The sequence below is a fragment of the Alteromonas sp. 5E99-2 genome (genome assembly GCF_017368475.1).
Lineage (GTDB): Bacteria > Pseudomonadota > Gammaproteobacteria > Enterobacterales > Alteromonadaceae > Alteromonas_F.
Map to the genome: position 1 here is coordinate 63,864 of NZ_JAFNJE010000005.1, position 15,069 is coordinate 78,932.

General features: G+C 41.9%; 13 protein-coding genes. 11 read left to right on the forward strand and 2 right to left on the reverse strand.

All coding sequences use genetic code 11. From position 1 onward, the window contains the following. Nucleotides 1-155: 155 nt before the first annotated feature. From grpE to J3L16_RS07155, 11 genes are all read left to right on the forward strand, one after another. Nucleotides 156-776, forward strand: a complete 621-nt coding sequence (gene grpE, locus J3L16_RS07105; protein ID WP_207612201.1) for a nucleotide exchange factor GrpE — start codon at nt 156-158, stop codon at nt 774-776. A gap of 98 nt (nt 777-874) precedes the next feature. Then, a complete protein-coding gene (gene dnaK / locus J3L16_RS07110; protein WP_207612202.1) occupies nt 875-2,806 on the forward strand; it encodes a molecular chaperone DnaK in 1,932 nt (643 codons plus the stop codon). Between the two features lie 113 nt (nt 2,807-2,919). Continuing rightward, on the forward strand, nt 2,920-4,059 hold the full coding sequence (gene dnaJ, locus J3L16_RS07115; protein ID WP_207612203.1) for a molecular chaperone DnaJ: 1,140 nt from the start codon (nt 2,920-2,922) through the stop codon (nt 4,057-4,059). Between the two features lie 159 nt (nt 4,060-4,218). Continuing rightward, entirely contained in the window at nt 4,219-5,031 is an 813-nt protein-coding gene (gene dapB, locus J3L16_RS07120) for a 4-hydroxy-tetrahydrodipicolinate reductase (protein ID WP_207612204.1), read from the forward strand. A 269-nt stretch (nt 5,032-5,300) separates the two neighbouring features. Then, on the forward strand, nt 5,301-6,437 hold the full coding sequence (carA, locus tag J3L16_RS07125) for a glutamine-hydrolyzing carbamoyl-phosphate synthase small subunit (RefSeq protein ID WP_207612205.1): 1,137 nt from the start codon (nt 5,301-5,303) through the stop codon (nt 6,435-6,437). A 12-nt stretch (nt 6,438-6,449) separates the two neighbouring features. Further along, a complete protein-coding gene (carB, locus tag J3L16_RS07130; RefSeq protein ID WP_207612206.1) occupies nt 6,450-9,665 on the forward strand; it encodes a carbamoyl-phosphate synthase large subunit in 3,216 nt (1,071 codons plus the stop codon). 85 nt (nt 9,666-9,750) lie between these two features. Further along, a complete protein-coding gene (gene greA, locus J3L16_RS07135) occupies nt 9,751-10,227 on the forward strand; it encodes a transcription elongation factor GreA (RefSeq protein WP_207612207.1) in 477 nt (158 codons plus the stop codon). Nucleotides 10,228-10,313: 86 nt separating this feature from the next. Beyond that, entirely contained in the window at nt 10,314-11,066 is a 753-nt protein-coding gene (locus J3L16_RS07140) for an SDR family oxidoreductase (protein WP_207612208.1), read from the forward strand. 13 nt (nt 11,067-11,079) lie between these two features. Next, complete coding sequence (locus tag J3L16_RS07145) at nt 11,080-11,214, forward strand: DUF4870 domain-containing protein (RefSeq protein ID WP_242698724.1); 135 nt, start codon at nt 11,080-11,082, stop codon at nt 11,212-11,214. Between the two features lie 114 nt (nt 11,215-11,328). Next, entirely contained in the window at nt 11,329-11,814 is a 486-nt protein-coding gene (locus J3L16_RS07150) for a GNAT family N-acetyltransferase (protein WP_207612210.1), read from the forward strand. A gap of 121 nt (nt 11,815-11,935) precedes the next feature. Beyond that, entirely contained in the window at nt 11,936-12,352 is a 417-nt protein-coding gene (locus tag J3L16_RS07155) for a DUF255 domain-containing protein (RefSeq protein WP_207612211.1), read from the forward strand. Here J3L16_RS07155 and J3L16_RS07160 read toward each other — a convergent pair. Continuing rightward, on the reverse strand, nt 12,349-12,909 hold the full coding sequence (locus J3L16_RS07160; RefSeq protein ID WP_207612212.1) for a class GN sortase: 561 nt from the start codon (nt 12,907-12,909) through the stop codon (nt 12,349-12,351). The two genes, J3L16_RS07155 and J3L16_RS07160, sit on opposite strands and share 4 nt — an antisense overlap. After that, on the reverse strand, nt 12,897-14,945 hold the full coding sequence (locus J3L16_RS07165) for a marine proteobacterial sortase target protein (RefSeq protein WP_207612213.1): 2,049 nt from the start codon (nt 14,943-14,945) through the stop codon (nt 12,897-12,899). Before J3L16_RS07165 ends, J3L16_RS07160 begins: the two co-directional genes overlap by 13 nt. Between the last annotated feature and the right edge of the window lie 124 nt (nt 14,946-15,069).

The following is a 15,069-nucleotide window of genomic DNA, read 5'->3' on the forward strand; positions in this document are numbered from 1 at the left end:
TAGACGAGTTTTGAACCCAAGAGAAAGCATTCCGCTAAGTAATAAATAGATTCGTAGAAAATTATGCAATTTCCCCCTTGAAGCCCGTATTTTTATCCCCACTTTATCAAGCAGAATATAAAAGAGAATAGATTTACGTTTATTTGGAGGACTGCATGAGCGATACACGCGACGTGCAACAGGAAAATGAAAACCTGGAAGCAGTAGAACCTGTAGAAATTGAAGAATCAACAGAAGCTGATGCAGAAGTTGTGTCGGAAGAGATTGACGCCATCGCTGAAATTGCGGCTTTAAATGCGGAATTAGAAGCCGCAAAAGCACAAATTAGTGAAAACAGAGATTCTGTTTTACGCGCTAAAGCAGAAGTTGAAAATGCTAGACGTCGTGCAGAAGCTGATGTTGAAAAAGCACGTAAATTTGCATTAGAGCGTTTTTCTGGTGAGCTACTTCCTGTTATTGATAATTTGGAGCGTGCAATCAGTGCTGCTGACAGTGAAAATGAAGCCGTTAAACCTTTGCTTGAAGGCGTACAAATGACGCATAAAAGCTTTATTGATACGGTAGAAAAATTTGGATTTGAATTGGTTGACCCTATGGGTGAAGCCTTTAATCCTGAAAAGCATCAAGCAATGTCGATGCAAGAAAGCAGTGAATTTGAACCAAATACTGTTATGGCTGTTATGCAAAAAGGGTATTCGTTGAATGGTCGTTTATTGCGTCCAGCAATGGTCATGGTTTCTAGAGCGCCTTCTGGCGGTGTAGATACAGAAGCATAATAAAAATTCACAAATAAAAGTTAACTGGGGATATTGAAAAATATCATGAATATCCCCACTAAAATTGCATCAAAGCATTATAAGTTGGAGATTTTGACATGGGTAAAATCATTGGTATCGACTTAGGTACAACAAATTCATGTGTTGCTGTACTTGACGGCGAAAAAGCAAAAGTAATTGAAAACGCAGAGGGTGATCGCACAACCCCTTCAATCATCGCATACAGTGCAGATGGTGAAACATTGGTAGGCCAGCCTGCAAAACGTCAAGCGGTGACTAACCCTGACAATACGTTGTTCGCAATCAAACGTCTTATTGGTAGACGCTTTGAAGACAAAGAAGTTCAACGCGACATCGATATTATGCCATTTAATATTGCGAAAGCAGACAATGGCGACGCTTGGGTAGATGTGAAAGGCGAAAAAATGGCGCCTCCACAGATTTCTGCTGAAGTATTGAAAAAAATGAAGAAAACCGCTGAAGACTATTTAGGTGAAGCGGTTACTGGTGCAGTTATTACTGTTCCTGCTTACTTTAACGACTCTCAGCGCCAAGCAACAAAAGATGCTGGTCGTATTGCTGGACTAGAAGTTAAGCGTATTATTAACGAGCCAACAGCCGCTGCCCTTGCTTATGGCATGGACAAAAAACAAGGCGACAACGTTGTTGCGGTATACGATTTAGGTGGTGGTACTTTCGATATCTCAATTATTGAAATTGATGTGGTTGACGGTGAACATACATTTGAAGTACTTGCGACAAACGGTGACACGCACTTAGGTGGTGAAGATTTCGATAACCGCATGATCAACTACCTCGTTGATGAGTTCAAAAAAGATCAAGGCGTAGATTTACGTCAAGATCCACTTGCTATGCAGCGTTTGAAAGAAGCTGGTGAAAAAGCGAAAATTGAATTGTCTTCAGCACAGCAAACGGAAGTTAACCTTCCTTACATCACTGCTGATGCGTCAGGTCCTAAGCATTTAGCGATTAAAGTTACCCGTGCAAAACTAGAATCTCTAGTAGAAGACATGGTGAAAGAGTCTCTAGAGCCAGTGAAAAAAGCACTTGCTGACGCTGACCTTTCTGTAGGTGATATCAATGATATCATCCTAGTGGGTGGTCAAACACGTATGCCGTTAGTGCAAACATACGTGACTGAGTTCTTTGGAAAAGAGCCTCGTAAAGATGTTAACCCTGATGAAGCTGTTGCAGTAGGCGCGGCAATTCAAGGTGGTGTATTGTCTGGTGAAGTGAAAGATGTACTTCTTCTAGACGTTTCTCCTTTGTCTTTGGGTATTGAGACAATGGGTGGCGTAATGACTGCGCTAATCGAGAAAAATACAACAATCCCAACTAAGAAGTCGCAAACCTTCTCTACGGCAGAAGATAACCAATCTGCAGTAACGGTTCATGTACTTCAAGGTGAGCGTAAACAAGCTCACGGAAACAAATCTTTAGGTCAATTCAACCTAGAAGGTATTCGTCCTGCATCTCGCGGAGTACCGCAAATTGAAGTGACTTTTGACATTGACGCTGATGGTATTTTACACGTATCTGCGAAAGACAAAGATACAGGTAAAGAGCAGAAGATCACCATTCAAGCCTCTTCAGGTTTGAGTGATGAAGAAGTTGAAAAAATGGTAGCGGATGCTGAAGCCAATAAAGAAGCGGATAAGAAGTTTGAAGATTTGGTTCAAGCGAAAAATCAGGCTGATGGCATGATCCACGGTACCCGTACTCAGCTTGAAGAAGCTGGTGCTGCCTTGTCAGAAGAAGACAAGCAAGCTATTGAAGCTGCGTTGACTGACCTTGAAGAAGCAACCAAAGGCGACGATAAAGACGCCATTGATGCGAAAACTCAAGCACTAATCGAAGCTTCAGGAAAACTGATGGAAGCTGCACAAGCGGCTCAAGCAAGTGGCGCAGCAGACGCAGCCGGGGCAGGTGCACAAGAGCAATCTGCAAATGCTGATGACGATGTTGTTGACGCTGAGTTTGAAGAAGTAAAAGACGACGATAAAAAGTAAGTTAGTCTGAACGCGAAGGCGCACTTGTAAATAAGTGCGCCTTTTGTGCTTCTGAGTATCCTCTCAAGGGCGTAGGTTAAACAACCTTCGAAAGTAAAAGTTAGGAACATAGAATGGCAAAAAGAGACTATTACGAAGTCTTAGGGGTTGATAGAAGTGCGAGTGAGCGCGAAATCAAAAAAGCCTATAAAAAGCTTGCGATGAAATATCACCCTGATCGCACACAAGGCGATAAGGCTAAAGAAGAAAAATTCAAAGAAATCCAAGAAGCTCACGAGATGTTAACTGACTCTCAAAAGCGTGCTGCCTATGACCAATATGGTCATGCAGGTGTGGATCCTAACCGCGGTGGTGGCGGTGCAGGCGCTGGCGATTTCGGCGACATTTTTGGTGATGTATTCGGCGATATTTTTGGCGGCGGTGGAAGAGGCGGACGTCAGTCTCGTGCTCGTCAAGGGTCAGACCTTCGTTATAACTTAGAAATGAGTTTAGAAGAAGCTGTACGGGGTAAAGAAGTTGAAATCCGCGTACCGACGTTGGTTGAATGCGACCCTTGTCATGGCTCTGGTGCCAAGAAAGGCTCTAAGCCCACTACGTGCCCAACCTGTCACGGTAATGGTCAGGTACAAATGCGCCAAGGCTTCTTCGCGGTTCAACAAACCTGCCCAACCTGTTCTGGTAAAGGTAAGATCATTAGTGACCCTTGTAACGAGTGTCGTGGTCAAGGTCGCGTTGAAAAGACCAAAACGCTATCGGTCAAAGTACCAGCGGGCGTTGACACCGGTGACAGAATTCGTTTGACGGGAGAAGGTGAAGCCGGAGAAAGCGGTGCGCCAGCAGGTGATTTATATGTACAAGTACATATTCGCGATCACAAAATATTTACCCGTGACGGTAACAATTTATATTGTGAAGTCCCTCTTAGTTTTACAACTGCGGCGCTTGGCGGAGAACTCAACGTTCCAACCCTCGACGGTAAAGTAAAATTAAAAGTGAGTCCGGAAACTCAAACGGGAAGAATGTTCCGATTACGAGGCAAGGGCGTTAAATCGGTACGTAGTGGCAGTGTAGGAGACTTAATGTGTAAGGTGGTTATCGAAACACCGGTGAACTTGTCTTCTAAACAAAAAGCACTACTGCAAGAGTTTAATGAGTCTATGGGAGGTGACGCGAAACAAGTTGCTAAACATAGACCTAAAGAGCAGGGCTTTTTTGATGGCGTGAAAAAGTTCTTTGATGATTTAACTAATTAACATCAACGCTCGCTAAATACCAAGGCCGCATACTCAGTATAGCGGCCTTTTTTATTTAACTTATCGGGTTATATTCTTAACAGAATGTGCTATTTGGGTTGCTTTTCAGCTTATTTATTGCATAGTGACGACCCGCTGTAATTACAAATTTGGAATGCTATGAACCTTGGAATTTTAGGGGCAAATGGCCGCATGGGCCAATACCTTATTGAAGCGACACAAACCTCTGATAAAGCCAGTTTAACGGCCGCTGCAGTAAGACAATCATCACAAGCTTTAGGTCTTGATGCTGGAGATGTGGCGCGAATCGGCACAATTGGCGTAGTGTGCGAAACACTGGAAAGCATAGATGCCAGTGGCGTTGACGTGCTTATCGACTTTACCTTACCTGAAGCGCTAGAAGATAACCTTGCATGGTGTGTAGAGAATAAAAAAGCCATCGTGATTGGTACAACAGGGCTCAGTAAAAACCAGTTTGATCTTATGACCAAAGCCGCTGAATCTATTCCTGTTTTTTGGGCGGCAAATTACAGTCTAGGGGTAAATGTGATGTTGTCTTTGGTGCAGCAAGCTGCAAAAGCTATGGGAGATATGGCTGATATCGATATTATAGAAGCTCATCACAGGCACAAACTTGACTCTCCATCGGGCACTGCAATTGCCATTGGGGAAGCTATTGCTCAGGCAACGGACAGAAACCTAGACGAATGTGCGATTTACGGACACCAAACCACCCACGAGTCTAGGAAAAAAGAAGACATTGGTTTTGCTGTTGTACGTGGAGGCGATATTGTTGGTGAACATACCGCACTTTTTGCCTGTGACGGAGAACGTTTAGAAGTGACGCACAAAGCATCTACCAGAATGACGTTTGCCACAGGTGCAGTGAATGCAGCGATTTGGTTAGGGTCACAAGATTCTGGGTATTATGGTATGTCGGACCTTGTGGGATCTTTACTAAAAAGTGACTAAATTAGAGGTTTCACGTTAAAAATGATGTGAAACCTTTATTTTCATAAAAAACAATAGCGTTATTGACCCTTATAAGGTTTTGCTATATTATCAGCGGAATTTGCCAGAATTTCGTATTTTGAAGTGTCTATTTTGACCTCAAGGCACGTATTTATTAGCTGCAAAGAGAGAAAAATAAAGAGAGTATTTTATGTACATCTTTATTTTAGTTAGGTTTTTATGTATCCCAAGCATAAAAACCTTTAGTTAGCTTTAAATTGGAGGTTGACTTGGCTAATCACGCCCTTTTGGTGTTAGAAGATGGTTCTATTTTTAAAGGAACCGCTATCGGAGCATCAGGTTATGCTGTTGGAGAAGTAGTTTTTAATACTTCTATGACAGGCTATCAAGAAATTCTTACCGACCCATCCTATGCAGAACAAATCGTAACCTTAACCTATCCTCATATAGGGAATACGGGAACAAACCGTGAAGATGTAGAGGCGGATAAAATTTGGTCTAAAGGTTTGGTCATTCGTGATTTGCCTCTTGTTGCCAGTAACTTCAGAATGGAACAAACCTTATCTGAATACTTGGTTGAACAGAACGTCGTCGGTATTGCCGATATTGATACTCGACGCTTAACTCGTATCCTGAGAGATAAAGGCGCACAAAACGGCTGTATTGTGGCTGGTGACGCGTTAAGTGAAGATGAAGCGTTAGCAAAAGCTAAGGCATTCCCTGGTTTAAAAGGCATGGATTTAGCAAAAGTCGTGTCTACGCAATCTACCAAAGAATGGACCGGTGGTACTTGGTCTTTGACTCAAGGTTACGGTTCATTAGAAAACGCTCAGTTTCACGTTGTTGCCTATGATTTTGGTGCTAAACACAACATTTTAAGAATGTTAGTGGAACGTGGCTGTAAAGTGACATTAGTGCCAGCGCAAACTCCCGCAGAAGATGTACTTAAGTTAAATCCAGATGGTGTCTTTTTATCTAATGGACCGGGTGACCCGGAACCTTGCGATTACGCAATTGCAGCCATCAAGACACTTTTAACAACCTCTATTCCTATTTTTGGTATTTGTTTAGGTCATCAGTTATTAGCCTTAGCAAATGGCGCGTCTACATTAAAAATGAAATTCGGCCATCATGGTGCCAACCATCCAGTTAAAGATTTAAAACGAGACGTGGTTATGATTACAAGCCAAAACCACGGCTTTGCAGTTGACGCTGAATCGTTACCTGACAATGTTGAAGTGACCCATGTGTCTTTGTTTGATAAAAGCTTGCAAGGAATACATTTGAAAGATAAACCCGCGTTTAGTTTTCAAGGGCATCCAGAAGCAAGTCCTGGCCCTAACGACGCTGCGCCTTTGTTCGATCACTTCATCGAACTGATGAAACTTGCTCAAAACAATCAGTAGGATTACGAACTCATGCCAAAACGTACCGACATAAAAAGTATTTTGATCCTAGGTGCTGGCCCTATTGTTATTGGTCAGGCTTGCGAATTCGATTATTCTGGAGCGCAAGCGTGTAAAGCGCTGCGCGAAGAAGGGTATAGAGTTATTTTAGTTAACTCTAACCCTGCAACCATTATGACCGACCCTGAAATGGCCGATGCAACGTATATCGAGCCAATTCACTGGGAAGTGGTTAAGCACATTATTGCTAAAGAAAAACCCGATGTTGTTCTACCTACAATGGGTGGTCAAACAGCATTGAATTGCGCATTGGACTTAGAGCGTGAAGGCGTTCTTAAAGAATATGGCGTAGAGCTTATTGGTGCGACTGCTGACGCAATTGATAAAGCGGAAGACAGAGAGCGTTTTGATAAAGCAATGAAAGCCATTGGTTTAGAATGCCCACGTGCAGAAATTGCTCATTCAATGGAACAAGCCCATGACGTGCTAACCCGTATTGGTTTCCCTTGTATAATTCGTCCTTCTTTCACAATGGGTGGAACCGGTGGCGGAATTGCGTATAACATCGAAGAATTCGATGAAATCTGTCGCCGAGGTTTAGACCTATCTCCAACCAGTGAATTGTTAATTGATGAATCATTGATAGGTTGGAAAGAATACGAAATGGAAGTAGTACGAGATAAAGCAGATAACTGCATTATCGTATGTACCATTGAAAACTTCGATCCTATGGGCGTGCATACCGGTGACTCTATTACTGTTGCACCAGCACAAACCTTAACAGACAAAGAATTTCAAATTATGCGTAATGCAGCAATGGCTGTTTTACGTGAAATTGGTGTAGAAACGGGCGGATCAAACGTGCAGTTTGGTATTGACCCGAAAACGGGACGTATGGTGATTATCGAGATGAACCCTAGGGTATCTCGTTCATCAGCCCTTGCGTCAAAAGCGACGGGTTTCCCAATTGCTAAAATTGCCGCTAAATTGGCGGTCGGTTACACACTAGATGAGCTAGCCAACGACATCACAGGTGGTTTAACACCTGCATCGTTTGAGCCTTCTATTGATTATGTTGTCACTAAGATACCTCGTTTTAACTTTGAAAAATTTGCTGGTGCTAATGACCGACTGACCACACAGATGAAATCTGTAGGTGAAGTGATGGCCATTGGACGTAATCAACAAGAATCTCTTCAAAAAGCACTTCGCGGTTTGGAAGTGGGCGCCTCAGGTCTTGACCCCATTGTTGATTTAGACGATTCAGAAGCAAAAAATAAAATCGTATTTGAATTACGTCAACCAGGCGCTGAGCGTATTTGGTACATAGGTGACGCATTTAGAATGGGAATGTCGGTAGACGAAGTGTTCTCATTAACCAATATCGACCCTTGGTACCTAGTTCAATTAGAAGATTTGATCATTAACGAGCAAAAAATAGCCGAGCTTGGCTTAGCCGGTATAGATGAAACCTTCATGGGCTCGTTAAAGCGCAAAGGGTTTTCAGATATTCGCATTGCAGAACTTACTAAATCTACAGAAGCTGAAGTAAGAAACAGCCGTAAAGCTATGGGGATTACTCCTGTATATAAACGGGTTGATACTTGCGCAGCAGAGTTTTCTACAGATACGGCGTACATGTACTCATCTTATGATGAAGAGTGTGAAGCTCAGCCTTCTAGCAAAGACAAAATCATGGTGCTAGGTGGCGGACCAAACAGAATTGGTCAAGGTATTGAATTCGATTACTGCTGTGTTCACGCTGCACTATCGATGCGTGAAGACGGTTACGAAACCATTATGGTTAACTGTAACCCTGAAACTGTGTCTACAGATTACGATACCTCTGATCGTCTGTATTTCGAACCCGTAACCCTTGAAGATGTATTGGCCATTGTTGATGTAGAAAAGCCAAAAGGTGTTATCGTTCAATACGGTGGTCAAACGCCGCTTAAATTGGCGCGTGAGCTTGAAGCTAATGGTGTACCTATTATCGGTACCTCTCCTGAGGCTATTGACCGTGCGGAAGACAGAGAACGCTTCCAGCACATGGTTGATAAATTGGCCCTTAAGCAACCGGCAAATGCCACAGTCAGTAACGTTGAAGAAGCGTTGGAAAATGCTGAAAGTATTGGATTTCCTTTAGTCGTAAGACCGTCCTATGTATTAGGTGGTCGAGCCATGGAAATTGTTTACGACATCAAAGATTTGAAACGCTACTTAAATGAAGCGGTAAAAGTGTCTAATGACTCACCGGTTTTATTGGACCGATTCCTAGATGACGCTATTGAAGTTGATATCGATGCAATCTGCGACGGTAAAGACGTTGTTATTGGCGGTATCATGGAGCACATTGAACAAGCGGGTGTCCATTCGGGCGATTCAGCGTGTTCTTTACCTGCATATACTTTAAGCCAAGAAATCCAAGATGTCATGCGCAAGCAAGTGAAAGCGATGGCGTTGGAATTAGGCGTAATTGGGTTGATGAATACACAGTTTGCCATTAAAGACAACGAAGTGTACTTAATTGAAGTCAACCCTCGTGCCGCTAGAACTGTTCCTTTTGTGTCTAAAGCGACCGGTGTGGCATTAGCTAAAATTGCAGCGCGAGTCATGGCAGGAACGTCTTTGGCAGAGCAGGGCATTACGGAAGAAATTATTCCTCCTTTCTTCTCAGTTAAAGAAGTTGTTTTACCTTTTGCTAAGTTCCAAGGCGTAGACCCTCTTTTAGGGCCAGAAATGCGCTCTACGGGTGAAGTCATGGGCGTAGGCGACACATTCGAAGAAGCTTATGCTAAAGCAAACTTAGGTGCCAGCACACCGCTTCCTCGTAAAGGAAAGGTGCTTATTTCGGTTCGTGAAAACGACAAACCAAAAGCCATTGAACTTGCTAAAACCATGTTTGAAAAGGGCTATGAAATTGAAGCGACGCGAGGCACGGCTATTGAACTTCAGGAAGCCGGCGTTGAAGCCTCTGTTGTGAATAAAATGTCTGAAGGTCGTCCGAATATCGTTGATGCAATCAAAAACGGTGAATATGCTTATATCATCAATACCACAGAAGGCAGACAGGCAATTACAGATTCCATGTATATTCGCCGAGAAGCCTTAGTGAACCGTGTTTTGTACACAACGACAATGAACGGCGCTCGAGCAACCATTAAAGCGCATACGGCTGACGATAGAAATAAAGTCACATCTGTACAAGAGCTTCACGCTCGCCTTTAGAAAGGGTAAACTCTAAAGATGTAAACCAAAGTGAGCGCAGTTTTACTGCGCTCACTTTGTAGATGTCTAATAAGAAAGGAAAATTATGAGCCAGTATCCTATGACAGCCAAAGGTGCAGAGCTGTTACGTGAAGAGCTTAATGAGCTTAAATCAGTCACTCGTCCTCGTATCATTCAATCTATTGCTGATGCCAGAGAACACGGTGATTTGAAAGAAAATGCTGAATACCATGCCGCTAGAGAGCAACAAAGCTTTTGTGAAGGGCGTATTCAAGATATTGAAGGCAAATTGTCTAACGCACAAATCATTGACGTCACGAAAATGGAAAATACCGGTAAAGTTATTTTTGGTGTTACCGTGACTATTTTAAATGTGGATAGTGAAGAAGAAACCACTTATCGCATTGTTGGTGACGATGAAGCCGATATTAAAAACAACCTTATTTCTGTTAACTCTCCAATAGCCAGAGGGTTAATTGGTAAAGAGTTAGATGACGTTGCCAATATTCAAACTCCTTCAGGCACAGTAGAGTTTGAAATTGTAGAAGTACAATACCTCTAGCTTTATTCAGCTAAATCAGTAATTATCTCAAAAGCGAACCTTAGGTTCGCTTTTTGCTTTTTAGTGGCCTAGTAAAGAATAAAGGATTGGATGTGAATAAAGTAGCTTTGGTAACAGGTGCAAGTCGCGGTATTGGTGCAGCCACTGCAATTCGTTTAGCAAAAGACGGTTACGATATTGGTGTGAATTATTTAGAAAATTCAGATGCAGCTAACAGGGTTGTTGCTGACATTGTGGCTTTGGGACAAAACGCTATAGCGATTAAAGCTGATGTGTCCTGCGAAAATGACGTTAAAGGGCTATTTCAACAACTAGAAAATGTGCTTGGTACACCTTCGGTGCTAGTCAATAACGCAGGCATTTTGTATCAACAAAGTAAATTAGTTGATATGTCAGTAGAGCGAATAAATTCAACCTTAATCACTAATGTGACGAGTTGTTTCCTTTGTGCGAAAGAAGCGGTTTTGCGAATGTCTCAGTTACGTGGTGGAAAAGGAGGCGTTATTGTCAACGTGTCTTCTGCGGCGTCTCGATTAGGCTCTGCTGGGGAATATATTGATTATGCTGCATCGAAAGGAGCGGTAGACAGCTTAACTATTGGCTTGGCAAAGGAAGTGGCAGAAGACGGTATTCGCGTTAATGGTGTACGACCAGGGCTTATTTATACCGATATACACGAGTCGGGGGGAGAAGCTGGTCGTGTTGATAGATTAAAAGACCGTATTCCCCTTAAACGAGGTGGGCAGCCTGAAGAAGTGGCTGCGGCAATTGCTTGGCTAGTAAGTGATGAATCCAGCTTTACTACAGGAATTTCAATTGATGTTTCTGGAGGAATATAGATTTGTTATTCTAATGTTCGTTTTAATCGGTTTTATTGGTTTTGTCGTGCTTGCTGTAATGAATATAGCATTTGCTATTATTGCAGCAATAAAAGCGAACAATGGTGAACTTTGGCAATATCCATTTAACCTAAAAATAATGAAATAAGTTAGGGCGTATTTCAATTTTATTCTGTCAATGAGCAGGGTATTGAAACCCGCACTGAAGTGAAATTAGAAAACGGTGTGGCTACACTGTTAGACAAAGAATGGACCCATTAAATTGAATATTACTGTTGTTAATGCTGATTACAGCAATGAAACCCATAGTCAGGCTATTCCTTATTTACTTAACGAATATGCAAAAGATCCTATGGGAGGCTCAGAAGCTTTAGAGCCTCATGTGTATGATTCACTGGTATCTGAATTACAAAAGCGCTCTCATGCGTTCAGTGTACTTGTGTTTGTAGACAATGAACCAGCAGGACTGGCAAATTGTTTAGAAGGTTTTTCAACGTTTATGTGTAAACCCCTTATTAATATTCACGATTTATGCGTGTTAGGTAAATTTAGAGGGTTGGGGTTAAGTCAAAAACTACTACAAAAAGTGGAAGATATTGCAAAAGAACGAGATTGCTGCAAAGTGACGTTAGAAGTTCTGAGTAATAATGACGTGGCTAAATCTGCGTATTTAAAGTTTGGCTTTGCAGGTTACGAACTCGATCCAAGTGCAGGTCATGCGGTATTTTGGCAAAAGAAAATATCTTAACGTTGGCGAGTTGACCTTTTCTACATACATTCATTATAAAAAAGGTTAAATCTCACTAAAGTATGAAATTTTATGTTTCATTAATAGGTCTTTTATTTTGTGTGGATAAGGAGCTTATATAATGAAACATATTTTTTTGATTTTAATGCTGGCATTCTCGGGGTTAGCAGCAGCGGATGAAGTGAACTGGCTTAGCTATGAGGAAGCCCGTGCGTTAAATTCGGATAAACCCATATTCGTTTTTGCAAAAATGCGTTTTTGTGGCACTTGTGCAAAAATGGAAGAAGACGAGTTTTCTGATCCTGAACTTGCTAAGTTATTAAATGAGTCCTTTATCCCTGTAAAAGAAACCATTAATTTTGCATTTTCAAAATTCGTTTTTGACGATTTAAAAGATAAAAACGGAAACACCCTTAAATTCAGTGGTTTTCCTTCAGTTATGCTAGTAATGGGGAATAATTATTCTGTTAATCAGGGTTATGTCAGTGCTGAAATGCTGAAAACTCAATTAACCCGAGTGACAAACTTAGACAGCTAAGCACGCTCTTTTGCTTGTACTATAAAACGCATCTCAGGATTGAGCTTTAAACTGTTGAACGGATAGCAGGTTATAAGGGTTAGCATTTTGTCGGCACTATTCTTGGTAACTGCCATGGTGCTTTGATGAACAACTAATATATCCGTTACTTCAAATTTTGTTTGAGTAAATTCTGACTCTATACGTATTTCGTCGCCCACTTCTATATTCTCAAGTATAGCGAAGTGGGTGTCTCTGTGACCAGATATCACTGAATTTCCCACTTCGCCGGGTAACACTGTACTGCTCATATGTCCCGGTCCAAATGCTAATGTCCTCCCCGTTGAGCCTGATAAAATGTATAAAGGTTGTTCGCCAATGGTTATTTTGGCTACAGGATAGGTGTCTGCCCATGACCAAGGCGGCTGGCGAATGTGTTCTATTTTAGTTTTTTGCCATGCCCATTGAATAAGGTATTGTGCGACTTGTGCTTTTACATAAATGTAACTGCCAGACAAAGCAAATACCGAACTGAGACTAAAACAGCTAACGACTAGGATTAACCTTATGTGGGACATAGTTCACCTCTTCTTTTCAAAGTTAAGGTTCCACAACCAACTAATAGAAAGAGTAAGGATATGGTCAATTGTAGGGCTGCAGGCGTAGCAGTTTGCGGCAAAGTACCTTGCTTGTTTTTTTGAGCGCTATTCGATACCTGAGTATCAACGGCGACCAAGCTTGTCATACTACTCACTACATGGTTAGCAAGTGCGACACGTTGAATCTCTGAGTTAATCTCTTCACTATTTTTACCCGCTTTTTTATCTCTTTCTAATTGGGCTATTTTTCGTCGAGCCCAAAGCACATTTAAGCCTGTTTGCTCAGCGCTTTTTTGCAGTGAAAGGGCTTGCTTCCAAGGCGAATTTTGCCTGTTTCCTCGCACAGTAATTTTGTCCATAGGGGTAGTGGAAAAATAACTCAGCATAATAGGCTCCCCCTTGTACAAATCAGGTAAGTTTGTTGGATAAAACTCGACACCAGAAGGAACATCAATACTGATGTTCGCTAGCACTGGTTGACTGAGCTTAGTTAACAATGCCTGCATTTTTTCTCGAACTTGCATTGTAGAGCCAATATAGGTGTAGGTGCCTTTACCTAGTAATGCAGCTTCTGTCATAAAGTAGCTGTTAGGTGCTGAGCCAATACCAATGGTGAACAAGCGGCTATCCGAGAGGTTATTTTTAATATAGGAAAAGAGTTCGGTTTCATTGCCTATGGCGCCATCAGTAATAAAGATGACTTGACGAATACGGTTTTCAGTTTCGTATTGGTTTTCAAGTGCGAGTTTCATTGCGGGAAGTATTTCCGTTCCTCCATCAGCCCGTAATCTACTAATATATTGAGTCGCTTGCCGCTTTGTTTGAGCGCTGGCCTGTTGTGATTGTGTCCACATTGTTTCTGATTTAGAGTCGAATTGAATGATATTGAATATATCTGAAGGGGATAATTGATTCACCGCAAACGATAAGGCTTGTTTGGCTTGGGTCATTGATGGTCCTTCCATTGAACCAGAGGTGTCTATAACGTAAATAACTTCTTTGGATAAGTGGGAATCGATGTCTTCATCTGACGGAGGCATTAACATAATTGCACCGTATTGCCCCTGTTCTGTGCGCTGAGAAAAATGAGCTGCGGTGGGACTAGAACCCGCTTTCGCCATCCAATTTAGAACAAAATCGTCGTTGGTGGTGGTTTTGTTTTTTAGCGAAATGGTGTAAGTACTATTGTCTTTTTTTGTCTTTATAATGGGGTGAATATCGCTGGATATCTCTCCTATTTCAAACCCCGGCGACAATGTAATATTCATAGTCACATTATGGTTAGCTGAATGGTTAGCCGAAATTTTTTGAGAGGCAGCCCAGCCTTGTACACCAATTTCTGAAGGTGTGTTTTCATTACTGTGTTTAGGAAAGTACCTAGGAGTAATGGTATTAGGAAAGCGCAGGCTAAAAGTTCCTTCATTAAAACGCACACTTTGTTGATATTCGATCGTTACTTCTATGTGGTCTTTCGGCCCAATGTTCGCAACAGAATTGGTGAATATGTTCGGTCGGTTTTGCACCAATAAGCTTGCTTTGTTACCTTGTTTCTTGGCGTTATCAAACACGGCTTTGGCTTGGTTTTTGGCAAGGATTTTACCTATTATCTCTCGCTCACCAATTTTCATTGTTAGGTGATCAACCGCGGCATTTTCGGGTAAAGGAAATACATAGGTTCCGTTAACTAGGTGCTCACTTTGGTTAGAAAAATATTGAGTTAATTTCACTCGGGCAATGAGGCCTGTAATACTGATGTCAGCATGAGAGTGCAGTAAAGGCGACATGGTGTAATTAAGCTCGCCTTCTTGTTCAATAAAAAAACTGCCTTGTTCAACAAAGTGATAATCCTTCACCCTAACAAGAGGAGCGTTAACCGAATTAGACTCATATGACACATTGAATTTTAGCGACGAGGCTTCGCTAGTGTTATGTGCAAAAAGTGGTTTGATATAGTGAAATGCTAGAACTGAACTGATAAGGCAAGCGCCGATTAATAGCCGTAATGTGTTGGTCATTGTGTTTTCCATCGTGTTATTGACCTATTGTGATAGTCATTAAACACAAGGTTTCTGGCGCACCAGCGAAAAAACAAAGGCAATTTAAAGGCCAATTGTGGCGAAATTGAGGAAGCTGACAAGA

Excerpts from the sequence above, each read along its gene's own strand:
- grpE (WP_207612201.1), top strand. The coding sequence starts at position 156 with ATGAGCGATACACGCGACGTGCAACAGGAAAATGAAAACCTGGAAGCA.
- dnaK (WP_207612202.1), top strand. The coding sequence starts at position 875 with ATGGGTAAAATCATTGGTATCGACTTAGGTACAACAAATTCATGTGTT.
- dnaJ (WP_207612203.1), top strand. The coding sequence starts at position 2,920 with ATGGCAAAAAGAGACTATTACGAAGTCTTAGGGGTTGATAGAAGTGCG.
- dapB (WP_207612204.1), top strand. The coding sequence starts at position 4,219 with ATGAACCTTGGAATTTTAGGGGCAAATGGCCGCATGGGCCAATACCTT.
- carB (WP_207612206.1), top strand. The coding sequence starts at position 6,450 with ATGCCAAAACGTACCGACATAAAAAGTATTTTGATCCTAGGTGCTGGC.
- greA (WP_207612207.1), top strand. The coding sequence starts at position 9,751 with ATGAGCCAGTATCCTATGACAGCCAAAGGTGCAGAGCTGTTACGTGAA.
- J3L16_RS07145 (WP_242698724.1), top strand. The coding sequence starts at position 11,080 with ATGTTCGTTTTAATCGGTTTTATTGGTTTTGTCGTGCTTGCTGTAATG.
- J3L16_RS07155 (WP_207612211.1), top strand. The coding sequence starts at position 11,936 with ATGAAACATATTTTTTTGATTTTAATGCTGGCATTCTCGGGGTTAGCA.
- J3L16_RS07160 (WP_207612212.1), bottom strand. The coding sequence starts at position 12,909 with ATGTCCCACATAAGGTTAATCCTAGTCGTTAGCTGTTTTAGTCTCAGT.
- J3L16_RS07165 (WP_207612213.1), bottom strand. The coding sequence starts at position 14,945 with ATGACCAACACATTACGGCTATTAATCGGCGCTTGCCTTATCAGTTCA.